Origin of the sequence: Thalassospira lucentensis MCCC 1A00383 = DSM 14000, from assembly GCF_000421265.1 — a bacterium.
Lineage (GTDB): Bacteria > Pseudomonadota > Alphaproteobacteria > Rhodospirillales > Thalassospiraceae > Thalassospira > Thalassospira lucentensis.
Map to the genome: position 1 here is coordinate 203,847 of NZ_ATWN01000008.1, position 18,251 is coordinate 222,097.

Consider the following 18,251-nt stretch of genomic DNA (forward strand, 5'->3'; position numbering starts at 1 on the left):
AAACCCAGCCATTGACACCAGTTGAAACAAGATGTATCAACATATGTATGCGCATACATATGGCTTTTAATTTTACAAGTCAAAACAACAATAAGAACAAGCAACAGCCTTTCGCTTGGGAACCACACCAAGCGGTCAAACTGGGGACACCCCCATCGTCAGGAACGCGTCATTCGGGAGGAAATCTTATGACCGGACTCTTTAAATCCATCGCCGCTGCTGCTGGCTTCGCTGCCATGGTTGCATCACCTGTTCTCGCTTCAGCTGCTGATCTGCCAAGCAACATTCGCCTTGTCATCGGCTCGAAATCAACCGGTGGCGACACCTATCAGAACAGCGCGATCGTCGCCGAAGCACTCGCCAAAAAGCTCGACATCAATGTGAAAGTTGATGCGGTTGGCTCCAGCGAAGCTTTCAAGGCATTGCAGCGCGATTCGCGTGGCACCACCATCATGATCTTCCACGATCAATCCTATCTTGGAAATCTGTACGGTGTGCGCGGTTATGACGATATCTTTGATAATTACGTTGTCGGCCCGACGGTCGCGATCAATCCGGGAAATGCGTATCTCGTAGCGAAAAATTCGCCGATGCAGTCGATGGAAGACGTGATTGCTGCTGCGGCTGCGGGTCAACGCGTTCGCGTTGCCATTCAGGCCGGCGGTGTTTCGGAAATCGGGTTCTCGGCTCTGAAAAACGCTGTAAAAGTGACCCATCCGGGTGCCGAAGAAAACATCGTTCCGGTCAACACCGGTTCGCAGGCAGATAAAAATCAGTTGATGTTTGATGGTCAGGCCGATGTCATCAACGGGTCGGTTCAAGCCAACGAACAGTTCACCCAGCTTGATGCAGATGATCAAAAAGCAATGCGCTTTATCTGGTTGACCGCACGCGAAGAGACCATCGAACAGGCAAACCCCGAAGGCATGGGCGACACCACCCGTGACGAACTTCTGGCATTCACCACCCCGAATGTCAGCGTCACCCTTGACGGTTCAAAAGACTTCACCTTCGACAAGGAATTCTTCTTCCTGTTCAACAAGGACATGGATGCCGAACAGATTGCGGCCATCGACACCGCACTGAAAGAAATCTATGCCGCTGGTGATATCCAGAAAACGCAAAAAGCATCGTTCTTCATCCCGAACTACAAGCCGCAGGCCGAAGCTGCGACTTACCTGAAGGCAAAACGTGACGAATATCGTCATGTCATCGACGCGATTGCGACTAACTAAAATACTGGATGGCCCGGCATTGATGTGCCGGGCCGCTCTTGCCTGATCGGGTCAATGCGTGTGGTCGCCCGCCGCTATTTCCCGTAAAATAAGCCTGACCTGATTTTCTAATTTCATGAAAATGCGTAACGTAGGGTCAAAACAGGCACATCCCGGAGGCGTCCCATGTCATTTGACTCCCCTTTTCATGTGACAATCGATTTCGATACGTCGCATATGATTTTCCCAACGATCATCGCCATAATCCTGGGAATTCTTTTTACGGCCATTTTGATTACCCGCGGGCGCACGATGCTTGCCACGATTACCAATGGCCCATGGTGGCCTGCTGGCATCGATCATATGCGCTTTTTCGGAACACTGGTCCTGACGGTCATCTATTTTACCGCCATGCCATCGGTTGGGGACTTCTTCCCAAATACAGGACTTGGGTTTTACCTGTGTTCGATCCCGTACCTGTTTGCGCTAAGCACCCTTTTCCTGCACGAGCGCACCCGACGGACATTACTGATCGCAGGCGCAAACGCCCTGATCGCGCCAACCATCGTCTGGTACATCCTGTCCGAACTTTTCAACATTTCGCTGCCATAAGGGCCTGCCCCGGCACGGATTGAGTCAAGAGATTTATCATGGAACTCCTATCCATTCTGACGCCGATGTTTTTCACATTGGTTACCGCGGGCACTGTGATCGGCATCATTTTCGGCGCTATTCCGGGCATGACCGCCACCATGGCCGTTGCCGTGTGTTTGCCACTGACCTATTCGCTTGGCCTTGAAAACGGTCTTGCACTGTTACTTGGGTTGTATGTTGGCGGGATTTCCGGCGGGCTGGTTCCTGCCATTTTGCTCAACATTCCGGGCACGCCGTCATCGATCACTACGACGCTTGATGGTTATCCGATGACCCAGAACGGCGAAGGCGAACGCGCGCTTAAAATCGGGATTACATCATCTCTGATCGGCGGGTTGTTCAGTCTTGCCGCCCTTTATCTGTTTGCCCCGGCCTTGGCCGATTTTGCCATCAAGTTTTCCTATATCGAAAAATTCCTGATCATCTTCTTTGCCCTGACCGTCATGGCCGCTCTTTCAAGTAGCCTTTTGGTCGGTATTTTCAGCGGGTTTCTGGGTATTTTCATCAGCCTGATTGGCGCCTATGACATTTCTCGCGGCGGCAATGGTGAATTGCGCCTCGTGCCTGAGTCCCTTGAATACTATCTCGAAAGCGGCTTTTCGTTACTGCCGGTTCTGATCGGTCTGTTTGGCCTTGCCACCATCCTGATCGAAGCCGAACAAGGCATGAAAGAAGGGCAAAGCTTGTCGGGGGTCAAGATTGGTGGAAAGCCGTTCAAACTTTCCATCTTCAAAGGTCAGTTCGTCAATCTGTTCCGTTCATCGGCCATCGGCACCTTTGTCGGCATTCTGCCCGGTGTTGGCGGCAGTGCCGCATCCATTCTGGCCTATAGTCAGGAAAAGAACTTTTCCAAAACCCCTGAAAAATTCGGCAAAGGTGAGCCGGCCGGTGTGATTGCATCAGAAAGTGCCAATAATGGCCTGACGGGCGGCGCATTGGTACCGCTATTGTCGCTTGGCATTCCCGGTGATTCAACCACCGCCATCCTGATCGGCGCCTTTACCCTGCAAGGCATTCAGGTCGGCCCCCTGTTTATCGGCAACAACCCGGTGACATGGGATGCCATGATCATTGCCATGCTGGTTGCCAACATTGTGATGTTTCTGGTTATGGTATTTGCCATCCGGCACCTGGCCAAGGTCGTGACGGTACCCAAAAACATCCTGTTCCCGATCATTCTGATGATGTGTGTTGTCGGGGCCTATACGATTAATTACGGCGTGATGTTCGATGTCTGGACGCTTTTGATCTTTGGTCTGTTTGGCTATCTGGCACACAAGATCGGGCTTGAAATTGCGCCGTTTATCATCGGCTTTATTCTCGGCCCATCGGCGGAGATCTATTTCGTAAAAAGTCTGGAATCCTTTGGCACCTTTTCGATCTTCTTTACCAAAAGCTGGATCGCCGGACTGCTGTGGGTTCTGATTGCGATATCGATTGCGTTTTCAATTTCCGTTGCACGGAAAAAGAACAAGACAGAAAACGAGTGAGTCCGGGCAAGAAGCAACAAACAACCTCCTCAGCCTCCTCCCTGGCTGTGGAGTGGCTTTTACCCGAGCCACGCTTCTTGCCCACCCTACTGGGCTGATGTAGTGTTCAGAGCAATCGAAAGACCGGCTCTGAACATTTCGCTTTCGCACTTTTGCCCTTACGTTGTTTTGGCGTAAGGCCTTCAGATCAAGAGACAAAACAACTTGTCACGCATAGCAAAACACAGCGATCCGGTTATCACTGCCGACCTTAAAAGCGGCTCCGTCACGATGGAGACGGTCGGACGTATTGCTGGCGTATCGCAAGTCACGGTATCGCGTGCGCTCAATGATCCTAAAAAAGTATCGGCGGCGACGCTTAAACGCATTCAGGATGCGATTGAGCTGACCGGCTATGTGCCCAACATGGTTGCCGGGGCGCTCGCATCACGACGCAGCCAATTAATTGCCGCGCTCGTGCCATCGATCACCAATGTGATCTATTCCGATCTGATGCAAAACTTCATCGATGTCATTCGCGGGTCGGGTTATCACGTTCTGATGGCGGAAACCGGCTTTTCACAGGACGAAGAACAGGCAGTCCTGTCGACCATGCTGTCGCGCCGCCCCGATGGCATTCTTTTGACCGGCATCCATCATTCGCCGGGATGCAAACGGATGTTACTGGGGGCTGGCATTCCAGTGGTTGAAGTCTGGGACATGACGGAAAACCCGCTGGATGTCTGTATTGGCTTTTCCCACATCAAGGCCGGCGAGGAAGTGGCTAAATATGCCGTTTCCTGCGGCTATGAGCATGCCTTGATTATTTCGGCCGGGGATGAACGCGCATTACGCCGTAAAAACAGCTTTGCCGCCCAATTTGATCAGCTGACCGGCAATGCCCCGACCGAAGTCCTGTACGAAACCGGTGCAACGATTGAGCGGGGCCGCAATGGTTTGACCAAGGGAATTGAACTGGGCTTTAAAAACGGGATTGTCATGTGCAGTTCTGATCTTTTGGCCCATGGTGTTTTGATCGAGGCCCAATCACGCGGCCTTCGCGTCCCCGAAGACATCGCCGCTATAGGCTTTGGCAATCAGAACTTCGCCCCCTTTACCCTGCCCGCCCTGAGTACGGTTGAAGTCAACCGCACCCATTTGGGAAAGCAGGCCGCAGAAGCCCTGGTTGCCCGGATCAACAATCAGCCCCTGTCAAACAATTCGATTGATATCGGATTTGAAATCATTGCGCGCGCGTCAACCTGATATCAGGCGAACCGGCGAAACAACCCACGCCGTTCGCGGCAGATCATGGTAAGCCTCGCCTGCCGCGCCAAATTAACTGCCGTCAGTGTTGGCCCCGACAGGGTCACAAGCCCGCCGACACCGCATTGCACGGTCTTGGTCACAATTTCGTATGAACAACGGCTGGTCATCAGGATAAAGCCACCAGTGGTATCGATCCCCTGACGGGCAACTGCCCCCAACACTTTGTCAAGCGCGTTATGACGTCCGATATCTTCGCGGACCAGTTGGATGTTACCGCTAACATCGGCAAAGGCGCTGGCATGTAAAAGGCCGCCGCCTTCGCGGTTGCGGGTCTGATGATCAGGCAATGCATCAATCGCACGCAACACGATATCCTGCGCCATATTGCCCGGCGTTACGGTACCGATTTTATCCATCGAAACCGCATCAAGCGATTGTACACCGCACAACCCACAGCCCGACCGCCCTTCAAGGGTGCGTTGGCGGTCTTCAAGACGGTCAAACACGTCTTCGTGCAGATCAGCCTCAATCACATAGCCCTGAAGAGTTTTGCGCACATCGCGAAGCGTAATCTGCGACACATCATCGGCAATGCCCTCAGACAGCGCAAAACCGACCATGAAGTCTTCCAGATCATGCGGAGACACCATCATCACTGCATGCGATTGCCCGTTAAAAGTCAATGCAGCCGGGATTTCCGGCTGCAAGATCATTGGTGCATCATCATTGCCGTCATCACGCGATACCGCGCGGGCCATATAAAGGTCTCGACCATCAACAATATAATTGTCTGATGATTTGGGTTTCATGCGGTTTCTTTGACCTTGCGGATCGCCGGAGCGGCTTCAAGAACCAGAGGTTCGAAGCCATCATGCCCATCCGCAATCATGTCAAACAGCTGCTTACGCATGCGTGGATCCCAAAAATCGCTGATATGCCCGGCCACCCCTGCAACACCTTCGTCGTGGGGCTTGGATTTGAAAAATGTCGCGATCTGATTGGCCATATAGACAAGCTTATCAGGTGTCATTGGTGCGTACTCTTTGCTTGTAAACTTTTCTTTACACGGGATTTCCGCGCACTGTGCTGTTCTCATATCCTAGCACAGTGCGCGGAGTTTATCTTATTCCGCAGCATCCACACGTGGCTTAATGCGACGCGATTGTTCGGCCTGACGATCATATTCGACCTGCCAGTCACTTGGTCCGTTGCTTGAGGACACCTGCACCGCAGTTACCTTATATTCCGGGCAGTTGGTCGCCCAGTCGGTAAAATCGGTGGTGATCACGTTGGCTTGAGTGCCCGGATGGTGGAAGGTTGTATAGACCACACCCGGCGCGACACGGTCGGTAATGGTCGCCCGAAGCGACGTTTCACCAGACCGCGATGCCAGACGGATCCAGTCACCATCACGCACCCCACGCTGCTCCGCATCATGCGGGTGAATTTCGAGCAAATCTTCCTCATGCCAAGTCGTGTTTGCCGTACGGCGTGTCTGTGCCCCGACGTTATACTGACTAAGGATACGCCCAGTGGTCAGAAGAAGCGGGAAGCGTGGCCCGGTTCGTTCGTCGGTGGCGACATATTCCGTCACCACAAACTTGCCCTTGCCCCGGACAAAGCCATCAATATGCATGACCGGTGTGCCTTTAGGCGCCTTGTCATTGCATGGCCATTGAACCGATCCTTCACGTTCGAGAAGGTCATAACTCACGTTGGCAAAGCTTGGCGTGGTGGCGGCAATTTCATCCATGACCTGCGACGGATGGGTGTAATTCCAGTCAAGACCCATGGCACGCGCCAGATTTTGCGTAACTTCCCAGTCAGCAAAACCATTAAGCGGCGTCATCACCTTGCGCACGCGGTTAATGCGGCGTTCGGCATTAGTAAAGGTACCGTCCTTTTCAAGGAAGGTCGAACCGGGCAGGAACACATGCGCATGGTTGGCTGTTTCATTCAAAAACAGGTCATGAACCACAACACATTCCATTGCCGCCAAACCAGCCGCGACATGCTTGGTATCGGGATCTGATTGCAGGATGTCTTCACCCTGAATGTAAATCCCCTTGAATGTGCCTTCGACAGCCGCATCAAGCATATTAGGAATACGCAAGCCCGGTTCGTCATCAAGTTTGACGCCCCAGATATCTTCAAATATATCGCGGGTCGCACTGTCCTGAATATGGCGATAACCCGGCAGCTCATGTGGGAAGGATCCCATATCGCAAGCGCCCTGCACGTTATTCTGACCGCGCAGCGGGTTCACACCGACCCCCGGACGACCAAGATTACCGGTCGCCATGGCAAGGTTGGCAATCGCCATCACAGTTGTCGAACCCTGACTGTGTTCAGTCACACCCAGCCCATAATAGATAGCACCATTTCCACCGGTGGCAAATGCCCGTGCGGCTTTGCGCATGGTTTCACCATCCACACCGGTCATATCGGCAATGGCTTCGGGGCTATGTTTGGGGTCAGACACAAATGTCGCCCAATCCTGGAATTCATCCCAGTCACAGCGTTCACGGACGAATGCCTCGTCAAACAGCCCTTCGCTCACGATCACATGTGCCAAGGATGTCAGAACCGCAACGTTGGTACCCGGACGCAACGCGACATGGGCAACTGCCTCAACATGCGGGGTTCGCACAAGATCAATGCGACGCGGATCAATGACGATCAGCTTCGCCCCTTCGCGCAGACGTTTTTTCAAACGCGATGCAAACACGGGATGTCCATCGGTCGGGTTGGCCCCGATCAGGATGACAACATCGGTCTGTTCAACACTGTCAAAGTCCTGCGTGCCCGCCGATGTACCAAAGGTGGTTTTCAGGCCATAGCCGGTTGGCGAATGACACACACGTGCACAGGTATCGACGTTATTATTCCCAAACCCAGCCCGGATCAGTTTTTGAACAAGGAAGGTTTCCTCGTTCGTGCAGCGCGATGACGTAATACCCCCGATCGCACCCTTGCCATATTGGGCCTGAATGGACCGGAATTTGTCGGCGGTAAAGCGAAGGGCCTCTTCCCAGCTAACCTCCTGCCACGGGTCGGAGGTGTTTTCACGGATCATCGGGTTAAGGATGCGGTCCTTGTGACTGGCATAGCCATAGGCAAAGCGCCCTTTGACACAGGAATGCCCACGGTTGGCTTTGCCGTCCTTATAGGGGACCATGCGCACCAATTCTTCACCGCGCATTTCCGCCTTGAACGAACAGCCGACCCCGCAATACGCACAGGTGGTCACAACCGAATGTTCCGGCTGACCAATTTCAATAACAGATTTTTCCTGCAACGTCGCCGTCGGGCAGGCCTGAACACAGGCACCACATGACACGCATTCGGAATCCAGGAAATCCTCGTGCATGCCCGGTGACACGCGGCTTTCAAACCCGCGACCTTCGATGGTCAGTGCAAAGGTGCCTTGCACTTCTTCGCAGGCCCGCACGCAGCGCGAACAGACAATGCATTTCGACGGGTCATAGGTGAAATACGGGTTGGTTTCATCCTTGGCCATATAGCGCGGATTTTCTTCGCCGTTGTCGCGGACCTTCACATGATTGCCGCCGTCATAACCGTAACGCACATCGCGCAGGCCAACCGCACCTGCCATGTCTTGCAATTCGCAATCGCCATTGGCTGCACAGGTCAGGCAATCAAGCGGATGGTCAGAGATATAAAGCTCCATCACGCCTTTGCGGATTCTCTTCAAACGGTCCGTTTGAGTGCGCACCACCATGCCGTCTGTCGCCGGTGTGGTGCAGGATGATGGCGTGCCATTGCGGCCTTCGACCTCAACCAGACACAGGCGGCAGGAGCCAAACGCGTCGACCATATCGGTCGCGCAAAGCTTGGGAACCTGAATACCCGCTTCCATCGAGGCGCGCATGACAGATGTGCCCTCGGGAACGGTCACATTGTTACCATCAATGGTCAGCGTGACGGTTTTTTCCGAGTGAGCAGCTGGGGTTCCGTAGTCGACTTCTTTGATCAAGGACATCGTTTTCACTCCGCAGCTATGTCAAGCGCATGAGGCTTGAAATCATCAGGGAAATGGGTCAGTGCGCTCATCACCGGATAAGGGGTAAACCCACCCAAGGCGCACAACGAGCCGAACTTCATGGTGTTACAAAGATCGGTCAGCAATTCGATCTGCAATTCGGGGTCTTCGCCGCGTGCCAGTTTATCAACAACTTCGGTGCCTCGGATTGATCCGATGCGGCATGGCGTGCATTTACCACACGATTCAATTGCACAGAATTCCATGGCAAAACGGGCCTGCTTCATCAGATCAACCGTGTCATCAAAAACAACAACACCGGCATGCCCGATCAGGCCATCCCGCTTGGCGAATTCTTCGTAGTCAAACGGCGTATCAAACAGTTCCTTGGGGAAATACGCGCCCAAAGGGCCGCCAACCTGAACAGCCTTAATCGGGCGCCCGGTGGCTGTCCCACCGCCGATCTGTTCGACAATCTCGCCAAGGGTCAGACCAAATCCGACCTCATAAAGCCCGCCATGTTTGACGTTCCCGGCAATCTGTATCGGAATGGTACCACGCGACCGGCCCATGCCGAAATCACGATAATAATCTGCCCCCTTTTCCAGAATAACTGGAACCGAACAGAGCGAGATAACATTGTTAACAACCGTTGGACGGCCCATGAACCCTTCGAGTGCTGGCAGTGGCGGCTTGGCACGGACGACACCGCGCTTGCCTTCCATACTGTTAAGAAGCGAGGTTTCCTCTCCACAAACATAGGCACCCGCCCCCATGCGGACTTCCATATCGAATGTCTTGCCCGATCCAAGGATATTCTCGCCCAAAACGCCGTTGGCACGTGCAACCTCGATGGCCTCGTTCATGATGCGGATCGCAGCAGGGTATTCCGACCGGGTATAGACATATCCCTTGGTCGCCCCGGTTGCCAGACCGGCAATGATCATGCCCTCGATCAGGACAAACGGTTCACCTTCCATAATCATACGGTCGGCAAACGTACCGCTGTCGCCCTCGTCGGCATTACAGACAATGTATTTTTGCTCCGCCGGGGCTTGGCGCACGGTGTTCCATTTTATGCCCGTCGGGAAACCAGCACCGCCGCGTCCACGCAGACCGCTATCGGTCACGGACTGGACAATTTGCTCATCCGTCATTTCAAGTGCGTTTTTAAGACCGGTAAGTCCGTCGTAAGCCCGGTAATCTTCAAGTGACACCGGATCGATAAAGCCGCAACGCTGGAATGTCAGGCGGGTCTGACTTTTGAGGAACGGGATATTTTCGGTCCGACCAAGGTAAAGCTTGTGCTCCCCACCGGTCAGGAAGTCGGCAGCAAACAGCGCATCGACATCTTCCGGTTTTACCGGGCCATAGGCCACACGACCGTGCGATGTTTCGACCTCAACCATCGGTTCAAGCCAGTACATGCCAAACGATCCGTTGCGCACGACTTTAACATCTGCCCCGGCTGTTGTGGCCTTTTGGGCGATTGCGGTTGCGACATCATCTGCACCAAGGGCAACAGAGCCGGAGTCTAGCGGGACATAAACCTTGATACTCATGCCCCCACCTCATCGAGAATGCGGTTCATGCGGTCTTTGCTGACCCGGCCAACCACCTTGCCATCAACCATGGCCGCCGGTGCACAGGCACACAGACCAAGGCAGAAAACTGGTTCAAGAGTGACTTTTTGATCGCTGGTTGTTTGCGACCAATCGACTTTAAGGCGACTTTTGGCATGATCCCCAAGATCATCTGCCCCCATCGCCTGACAGGCTTCCGCCCGGCAGATCTTAATCACATGCTTGCCCGCTTTTTCTTCGCGGAAGTCATGATAGAAACTAGCAACCCCGTGGACTTCCGCCCGGCTGAGGTTGAGTTTCTTGGAAATGGTCTGTAGCGCGCCTTCGGGAATATGGCCGAATTCTTCCTGCACTTCATGCAGGATCGGCAACAATGGGCCTTCAAGTGCAGCCATACGGTCACAAATTGCCGCGACGCGGACGCTGTGTTCCTCGATCTTAGTCGACATGCAAGCCTCTCTCACTTAGCAGTCTATTGAATTCTTTGTTATTCTTGCCAGTGTCGGTCATAGACACCGGTTGTTCAATAAAGCTATCCCGTTACGCGATAGCGTAAACCTATCAAGCAGTTTCAAATCGGTTTTTGGGCCGGTTCACGTTCCGAAAACAGTTTGGCTTCTTTCAAAAGGGCCGAAACCACGGGCGTTGCCGGTTCGCGTTTGACGGTTATCAACCCGACAGTGTGGGTTGCGTCAGGTTCAATGATCGGCATGGATTTGACCCGATCACGCATTCCAAAACTTTCGACCATCTTTTCGGGCATGATGCTGGCCCAATTTCCGGTCTGAACGTGGGTAAACAGCGCAATCATTGAATCACTTTCCAACGTCGCACTGACTTTGGCCCCGGCCGCATCAAGATGCTGATCAATGATCCGGCGGTTTTGCATATCGGGGGTCAACAAACACAGGGGTAGTTGGGCCGCTTCGCGCCATGTGATCGTCTTGCGATTGGAGAAATCATCAATATTAGACGTCACCAGATGGTAGCGTTCCTGATAAAGCGGAATTGATGTCACCCGGCCCAGCGGTTCATTATCAATATAGGTAATCCCGGCATCGATTTGCAGGTTATCAAGCAATGACTGAATTTCTGCGGAGGTCCGCGACAGCACCGCAAAGGTCACGTCAGGATGTTTTTCGCGAAACGGGGTGGTCAGTTCATGAACCATCGAAAGGGCCGTCGGAATAACCGCAATCTGGACCTGCCCGGTCAGGCCAAACCGCATGGCGCGCATTTCATCGCGCATCGAACGCGTGCTGCCGACGATGTGACGCGCCCATTCAAGAACGCGTTCACCTTCGGGGGTTAGGCCCTGATACCGCGATCCGCGTTTCACCAGCACAACGCCAAGATGGTCTTCAAGCTGACGCAGTGCGCTGGAAAGGGTTGGTTGCGTGACACCGCACTGTTCGGCGGCATGGCCAAAATGTTGCTCGCGGGCGAGCACCATAAACATTTCGAGTTTATCGATCATTTTGTATCCGGCACCGGTTGATGCGATGCGCTTTATGACATTAGGTGCTTCTGGCAATTAGACAGCTCAATTGGGCACCATTCATATCGGGGAATGTGTCCTTGCTGCAGGATAACCGATTGCCCCTACAGACCAAAAGGTTATTCCTGCAACAGGACGCGGGTTGGCCGACAGACAGAAGGCCAACCCGGCGGAACCGACCACGGTGAGGTGGCCGGTTCCCGGGGCCTGTTTACGCGTTTGACGCGGCTTTCTGTCCCGATGGGTCTTGTGCCGTTTCCATGTAATGTTTGTCATGGATCGGACGGACCATTTTGTTGGCAATCAAGGCAATTACCAGCAAAGCCGCCATGGCATACATGGTGGTGTTATACAGGCTTGATGTTGGATCGACCGTTCCGGCCGGTGCGATTTCCATCAAACGACCAATGGTAACGGTTTTTGCCGCAACCAGTTGATCAAGCTGTTCAATACCTGCGCCAAATTTGGCCTGGAAGGCTGCCGGGTCAATTTTGGACGCCAGATCCTTGATCGAACTGGTGACCGAGGTTTGACGCAACTGGGTAATCGCCAACGGACCAAGCACACCAGCGGTACTCCAAGCGGTCAGAAGACGACCATGGATGCCACCGACATATTTGGTGCCAAAGATATCGGCAAGATAGGCCGGGATGGTTGCAAAGCCACCACCATACATCGTGAAGATGATCATGGTCGCGCCGTAGAACATCACGAGATATGTGACAGCCGGATTGATGCTGACCTGCTCTGCAGAGAACGGGATCGACAGATAAAGGGCGATACCAAGAATGAAGAAGCAGTAATAGGTGTTCTTGCGCCCGATATAGTCCGACATCGATGCCCAGAAGAACCGGCCACACATGTTAAAGACCGAAATCATAAACACGTATGTCGCAGCAAAGGCCGAATTGACCACCAGCGGCAATGTCGTGCCAAAGATTTCAAACATCATGGTTTTGGCAACGCCAATCACCCCGATGCCTGCGGTCACGTTAAAGCACAGAACAATCCACAAAAGATAGAATTGCGGCGTTTTAAGCGCTTGATCAATATGAACGTTTTTCTGCGTGATCATGCGTTTGGACGCGGTATCGGCGGTCGGTGGGGTCCAGCCTGCTGGCAACCAGCCTTCGCGCGGCACACGGTATGAGAAGGATGCAATGATCATGACGATGAAATAGGCAACGCCAAGGGTAAAGAATGTCGCGGCTGCACCGGTATTACCGGTTCCAGCAACATAAACGCCTTCTTCAATTGGAACCGGGGCTGCTGCCACCTGCGCCGCGCCAGCAACAACGACTTCGACCATCTGGCCGCCGACTTCTGCCATGCGCTTGCCCCCTTCGGTAACAAGGTTCACAGCACTTTCCGGGCCGAGATATTCCGGGACCTTATAGAAGACCGAAAGCAGGCTTTCCTTGATCGGGGTTGCGATCATCGCACCACCGCCAAAGCCCATAATGGCCATGCCGGTTGCCATACCGCGCCGATCCGGGAACCAACGGATCAGGGTTGAGACCGGCGATACATAGCCAAGGCCAAGCCCACAGCCGCCAATCACGCCATAGCCAAGATAGACCAGCCATAGTTGGTGGGATGCAATGCCAAGCCCGCCAATAATAAAGCCCCCGCCCCAGCAGAATGCGGCAACAATGCCGACCATACGGGGTCCAACTTCTTCAAGCCACTTGCCGCCAAAGGCAGCCGCAAGCCCCAGAAATACAATGGCAACAGAGAAAATCCAGACAACAGATTGCAAACCCCAGTCACCCGAACTTGCCGCAACCACGCCAAATTCCTTGATCAAAGGCGGGTTAAAGATGCTCCAAGCATAGACAGAACCGATGCAAAGATGGATCGCGATGGATGCTGGTGGCACTTTCCAGCGGTTAAAATCATCGCCGGCGACGATGTGTTCTTTTTTTAGCCGATCAAACATGAAATTATTTCCTCCCGGTATCATGTTTCATATGCCCAGACATGCTGGTCGGTGCGATGGTGCAGGGCAAAAACGGTTACACTCCGATTGGTGACCAACGCAATCGCCATGCCATTACCCGTTTTGATTGATTTTCTGTCATTTTTGCACGGGGAACTGTCATGCTGCGATGCACGCGAACGGACAAAATGTCCAAACATTCCAACTTGGAAAAACTCTAAACGGACAAAATGTCCACTCGCATTTGCAGCATTTCCGCCCAAAGCATGCGCTACGAGCTAGTGCTCAAAAATGAGCTCTTCGCACGATAAATCAGGGACATAAGAGAAGAACAAACCGGCCTTTCGACGGGACTAAGCCCCAAAAGTTTTGAGGTCAGGAGTTTTGCCTTCTTGGGGCTGCTCTGATATAACCGTGATTGTCTGAAACAGGTTAGGTTCGGTGCGGTTAGCCCGGCCCCCGCGACAGCGGGTCCTTCCGTTGCAAATTAACGGCCCAAGACTTTCAAGGTGTACGCAAGGTGCGTATGCCAACAGAAAGGATTGGACATGCAACAGCAGATTTCCGTCATAACCCTTGGCATAGCAGACCTCACGCGTTCACGTCGTTTCTATATCGACGGGTTTGGCTGGTCGCCTGTTTTTGAGAACAAAGAAATCATATTCTACCAAATGAATGGGTTTGTTCTGGGCACCTGGCTTGAAAAAGCCCTGATGAAGGACATGAACCGTCCTTCGGACGGATTGGCTTCGGCCCATGCATTGGCACACAATGTAGCCCGCAAGGAAGATGTAGAGCCCCTGATGCAACGATTGATCAATGCCGGTGGCAAGATGCTGCGACCGGCAGATACGCCCGTGCATGGTGGCTTTAGGGGATATGTCGCGGATCCAGACGGTCACGCATGGGAAATCGCATGGAATGCGGCGTGGACTATTGATGAACACGGCCATGTGACGTTTGGCCTTTAAACAGAGCCGCAAAACCACAACAGGTCCGCAATATCGCCGTGCATTTTTCCCGGATACTTTCCGGGTCTGTTGTCAGGTATCCGCCGGTGACCTTAGTCCGCCTCGGGCAGCCACACGGTAAATGTGGTGCCTGTACCAGGTGCACTTTCAACGCGCATGTGACCGCCTTGGCGATCAATCAGTGTCTTGCTAATGGATAACCCAAGCCCGGTCCCTTCACGACGTTTGGTCGTATAGAACGGATCGAAAATCCGGTTCAATACGTCTGCATCCATGCCGGTTCCGGTATCGCGCACCGTGATCTGGATACCGGGCTTTCCGTTATGATCGACATCTTCGTCCGTCAGGGTCAGCACCCCCTGTTCGGGCATGGCATGCAGGGCATTGACCATTAGATTGACCAGAACCTGTTGCAATTCGGTTCGGTTCATCAACACCAGCCGGGCGGCTGTGCTTTGGCGAGCCACATCAATATCGGCCTTGCCCAGAAGATGCTGAACAAGGGGCAGGCAATCATCAATCACCTCTCCGACGATATGTCGTTCGACATAGCCTGCATATTCCTCAGGCTTGGCAAACTGCAGAAGCTTGGTGACAATCAGGTTGATACGATTGACCTGCTCGTCAATCAATCGGAACTCGGTCGCGGCAATTTTGCCATGTTCGCCCATCAGATCGCGCAACACATCAAGATTACCTTGAAGGACAGCAACCGGATTGTTGATTTCATGCGCGACACCGGCGGTAATTTCACCGATCGCGGCCAGCTTCTCAGACATGATCAACTGTTTGGTCGTACTTTCCAGTTGCCGGTTGGCTTCGCGAAGTTCACTGGTGCGCGCATCGACCCGTGCGTTGAGCTGATCATTCCAGGCGCGCAAACGTTTGTCGCGTTCCTGCACCTGATCCAGCAAATCATCAAGATGTTCTGCCACCAATGAAATTTCATCCTGCACCTGATTAATCCCCGTACGCGCAGAAAAATCCCCGCTTTCAACCCGGTTAATGGTGTTGGTCATCCGTTCGAGTGGCTTGAAAATACCGCGCGCCCAGCGCAGGAAAATCGGAACAGACAGGGCCGCGACAAACAAAAACGCCCCGATGATGATCAGAAGGCTTTCATATTTGGTCTGGGCAAACGGGGCTTCAAGAAACCCGACATACAGCATCCCGACCCGCTTGCCATAGCTATCCTTGATCGGCTCATAGGCCGAAATATACCAGTCATTGACGACAAAGGCCCGATCCAGCCAGACTTTGCCATCTTCAAGTACGGTTTTGCGCACGATACTCGATACCCGCGTCCCCAACGCACGGCGCTCGGCAAACAGACGAACATTTGTGCTGACCCGTACATCATCAAGGAAAAGGGTGGCCGTACCTTGACTGCCTTCGGGCAGGCTGCTTTGGCGATAGACAAGGTCGTTGATCGTATCGATAAAGCCCAAGTTCTGATTGAGCAAAATACCACCGACCAGTGCCCCGTCCCTGCCGCTTGGCAAGCTGACGTGACTTGCCGAGTGAACCACCATGCCCCGCGTTTCGGCATTACGGGTAGTCGGCACTGCGTTGGGCGTCTCAACCAGATCAAGTTTTGCACGTGCGGCCAAATCCGGCGAAATCGCGGCAAGGTCGGCATTGCTGAAAATATCGATACTGGTCGACGCCCCCCCGGCAAAGGCCGATGCAATCACCGGCCAGTGAACAGCGGCATCAGTATCTGGTCCTATCTTATCACCATCAATCAGATAGAGGAAATCAAGCCCAAGGTCCTCCTGATAGCTGACCAGCAAATCATGGACCGCATCCGGGTTACCCGACATCAAAACCGTGCGAAAGGCAACCGATTGCCCCAGCGACTGTATCTGTTCGCCGGTATTGTCGAGAATATGGGAGAAATATTGATGGGCAATTGTCAGATCACCACTGACCTTGGAGGTCAGCAGCGCATCAAACTTTGAATTCCAGCGTACCATCATCACGCCAAGCAACAGTGGCAAGATGACCAGTGTTGGCAAAAGTGCGATCGCCAAAAGCTTAAAGCGAACCGATCTTGTGCGTTTTGGTCGCGGCAAAGCCGACCGGCCAAACAGCTTCATCACAGATCCCAGCTGGCGCATTTACGATCAATCGTCTTGCGCGACACACCAAGACGCCGCGACGCTTCATTGCGATTACCACCGGTTTTATGCAGCATCGCCAGAATGTGACGGCGTTCCATTTCATCAAGTGTCTCGTCGCCGTCCGCTTGTGATCCCTGATCGGCGCGTTCGTCACGAAACTCATCGGGGAACCGCCCAAGGATGAGGGTTCGTTCGATCAGGTTGCGTAATTCACGCACATTTCCCGGCCAGCCATATCGGGTCAATCCAGCGCGAACCGCCCCATCCATGGGCACCTGACGCACACCAAGCTGCTTGGACAGCTTGCTCATAAACAGATTGGCAAGTTCAAGCACATCATCGCCGCGATCATGAAGCGGCGGCATTTCGATATGCATGACATTGATGCGGTAAAACAAATCGGCACGAAAACGGCCAGCTTCGACTTCTTCTTCCAAATCCGCATTGGTGGCGAAGACAAAGCGCAAATCGACCGGCGCTTCGCGTTCCGCCCCCACGGGGCGGATACGGCGGCTTTCGATGGCGCGCAAAAGTTTGCTTTGGGTGGCCAGTGACAGTTCACCGACTTCATCCAAAAACAGTGTCCCGCCCTGCGCATGCATGAAAAGCCCGTCACGGGCGGAGTGCGCGCCGGTAAAGGCACCTTTTACATGGCCAAACAATTCGGCCTCAATCATCTCGGACGGAATCGCGGCACAGTTAATCGGCACAAACGGTTTTTCCGCCCGATCCGATAATGCATGCAAGGAGCGCGCGGTGACTTCCTTGCCGGTACCGCTTTGCCCGGAAATCAGGATCGATGTTGGCAAGGGGGCAACACGGGCGATGGTTTCGCGGATTTCCTGAATTTGCGGGGAATAGCCGATCAGCTTATCACGCAGCAACACATGATCGGACGTTGCGCGCAATTCATGACGCAGCACATGGTTTTCACGGCGCAACCGCATGCGATCAAGACACCGCGCCACCGCGTTTAAAATCTGATTGGATCGAAATGGTTTCAGGACAAAATCAACAGCCCCCGCACGCAACGCCTTAATCGCGGTATCAAGATCGGCATAGGCGGTCATCAGGATTGCGTCGGAGAAAAAGCCGATTTCGCGCTGCTCGGTCAGCCATTCGACCCCGCTCTTGCCCGGCATGATGTTATCAAGGATCACCACATCAAAATGATGCTGATCAAGCTTGGCAGAAGCTTCTTCGCAATCGGCGGCCTCTTCGACCATCTTCGCACGTGGTCCCAGAGTCCGCACCAGAAAATTGCGCATACCCGGTTCGTCATCGACAACTAGTATCGATGCCTTTTCCAGCCACGGACCAAATTCCGGTCCCGGGCCACCAAAATTATCATCATTCCCAACAGGCGGTTTCACGCCATTGGCCTCATCCAATGCGGTCGATCTCATGATGGTCCTCCGCTGATACTTATTTTTGTTTTTTAAAAGCTTAGATCAGCAGCGCTGGAAAAGCAAAACCGTTGATGGCAACGATTGGGGTCCGACCAAAAACATCCGGGGTCCGCAAAACG

At 53.4% G+C, this 18,251-nt stretch carries 14 protein-coding genes; 5 read left to right on the forward strand and 9 right to left on the reverse strand.

The window, feature by feature from the left end:
- The first annotated feature begins 188 nt into the window (after nucleotides 1-188).
- From K355_RS0116925 to K355_RS0116940, 4 genes are all read left to right on the forward strand, one after another.
- Nucleotides 189-1,235 carry a type 2 periplasmic-binding domain-containing protein gene (locus K355_RS0116925; protein WP_022733343.1) on the forward strand — a complete coding sequence of 349 codons (1,047 nt, stop codon included), beginning with the start codon at nucleotides 189-191 and terminating at the stop codon, nucleotides 1,233-1,235.
- 165 nt (nucleotides 1,236-1,400) lie between these two features.
- Nucleotides 1,401-1,826, forward strand: a complete 426-nt coding sequence (locus K355_RS0116930; protein WP_022733344.1) for a tripartite tricarboxylate transporter TctB family protein — start codon at nucleotides 1,401-1,403, stop codon at nucleotides 1,824-1,826.
- A 38-nt stretch (nucleotides 1,827-1,864) separates the two neighbouring features.
- On the forward strand, nucleotides 1,865-3,358 hold the full coding sequence (locus K355_RS0116935) for a tripartite tricarboxylate transporter permease (RefSeq protein ID WP_022733345.1): 1,494 nt from the start codon (nucleotides 1,865-1,867) through the stop codon (nucleotides 3,356-3,358).
- 204 nt (nucleotides 3,359-3,562) lie between these two features.
- Nucleotides 3,563-4,603 (forward strand): LacI family DNA-binding transcriptional regulator, encoded by a 1,041-nt coding sequence (locus tag K355_RS0116940; RefSeq protein WP_022733346.1) that lies wholly within the window; start codon nucleotides 3,563-3,565, stop codon nucleotides 4,601-4,603.
- Nucleotides 4,604-4,605: 2 nt separating this feature from the next.
- On the opposite strand, the gene fdhD is transcribed toward K355_RS0116940, so the two are convergent.
- From fdhD to K355_RS0116975, 7 genes are all read right to left on the reverse strand, one after another.
- The gene (gene fdhD, locus K355_RS0116945) at nucleotides 4,606-5,415 is read right to left on the reverse strand and encodes a formate dehydrogenase accessory sulfurtransferase FdhD (RefSeq protein WP_022733347.1); all 810 of its coding nucleotides are present in this window, start codon (nucleotides 5,413-5,415) and stop codon (nucleotides 4,606-4,608) included.
- A complete protein-coding gene (locus K355_RS0116950) occupies nucleotides 5,412-5,636 on the reverse strand; it encodes a formate dehydrogenase subunit delta (protein WP_022733348.1) in 225 nt (74 codons plus the stop codon). Before K355_RS0116950 ends, fdhD begins: the two co-directional genes overlap by 4 nt.
- Before the next feature lie 93 nt (nucleotides 5,637-5,729).
- Nucleotides 5,730-8,609 (reverse strand): formate dehydrogenase subunit alpha, encoded by a 2,880-nt coding sequence (gene fdhF, locus K355_RS0116955; protein WP_022733349.1) that lies wholly within the window; start codon nucleotides 8,607-8,609, stop codon nucleotides 5,730-5,732.
- Between the two features lie 5 nt (nucleotides 8,610-8,614).
- Nucleotides 8,615-10,171 (reverse strand): formate dehydrogenase beta subunit, encoded by a 1,557-nt coding sequence (locus tag K355_RS0116960; protein WP_022733350.1) that lies wholly within the window; start codon nucleotides 10,169-10,171, stop codon nucleotides 8,615-8,617.
- Nucleotides 10,168-10,641, reverse strand: coding sequence for a formate dehydrogenase subunit gamma (locus tag K355_RS0116965; RefSeq protein ID WP_022733351.1), 474 nt, complete (start codon nucleotides 10,639-10,641; stop codon nucleotides 10,168-10,170). The genes K355_RS0116960 and K355_RS0116965 overlap by 4 nt, the downstream gene beginning before the upstream one ends.
- 122 nt (nucleotides 10,642-10,763) lie before the next feature.
- Nucleotides 10,764-11,669 carry a LysR family transcriptional regulator gene (locus K355_RS0116970; RefSeq protein WP_022733352.1) on the reverse strand — a complete coding sequence of 302 codons (906 nt, stop codon included), beginning with the start codon at nucleotides 11,667-11,669 and terminating at the stop codon, nucleotides 10,764-10,766.
- A gap of 232 nt (nucleotides 11,670-11,901) precedes the next feature.
- Nucleotides 11,902-13,629, reverse strand: coding sequence for an OFA family MFS transporter (locus K355_RS0116975; RefSeq protein WP_022733353.1), 1,728 nt, complete (start codon nucleotides 13,627-13,629; stop codon nucleotides 11,902-11,904).
- A 548-nt stretch (nucleotides 13,630-14,177) separates the two neighbouring features.
- Between K355_RS0116975 and K355_RS0116985 the strand changes: the two genes are divergently transcribed.
- Complete coding sequence (locus tag K355_RS0116985; protein WP_022733355.1) at nucleotides 14,178-14,600, forward strand: VOC family protein; 423 nt, start codon at nucleotides 14,178-14,180, stop codon at nucleotides 14,598-14,600.
- A gap of 92 nt (nucleotides 14,601-14,692) precedes the next feature.
- Here the strand turns inward: K355_RS0116985 and K355_RS0116990 are convergent, their stop codons facing one another.
- Both K355_RS0116990 and K355_RS0116995 read right to left on the reverse strand, forming a co-directional pair.
- Nucleotides 14,693-16,720, reverse strand: coding sequence for a sensor histidine kinase (locus K355_RS0116990; RefSeq protein ID WP_245562963.1), 2,028 nt, complete (start codon nucleotides 16,718-16,720; stop codon nucleotides 14,693-14,695).
- A complete protein-coding gene (locus K355_RS0116995; protein WP_022733357.1) occupies nucleotides 16,699-18,129 on the reverse strand; it encodes a sigma-54-dependent transcriptional regulator in 1,431 nt (476 codons plus the stop codon). The genes K355_RS0116990 and K355_RS0116995 overlap by 22 nt, the downstream gene beginning before the upstream one ends.
- Nucleotides 18,130-18,251 lie beyond the last annotated feature (122 nt).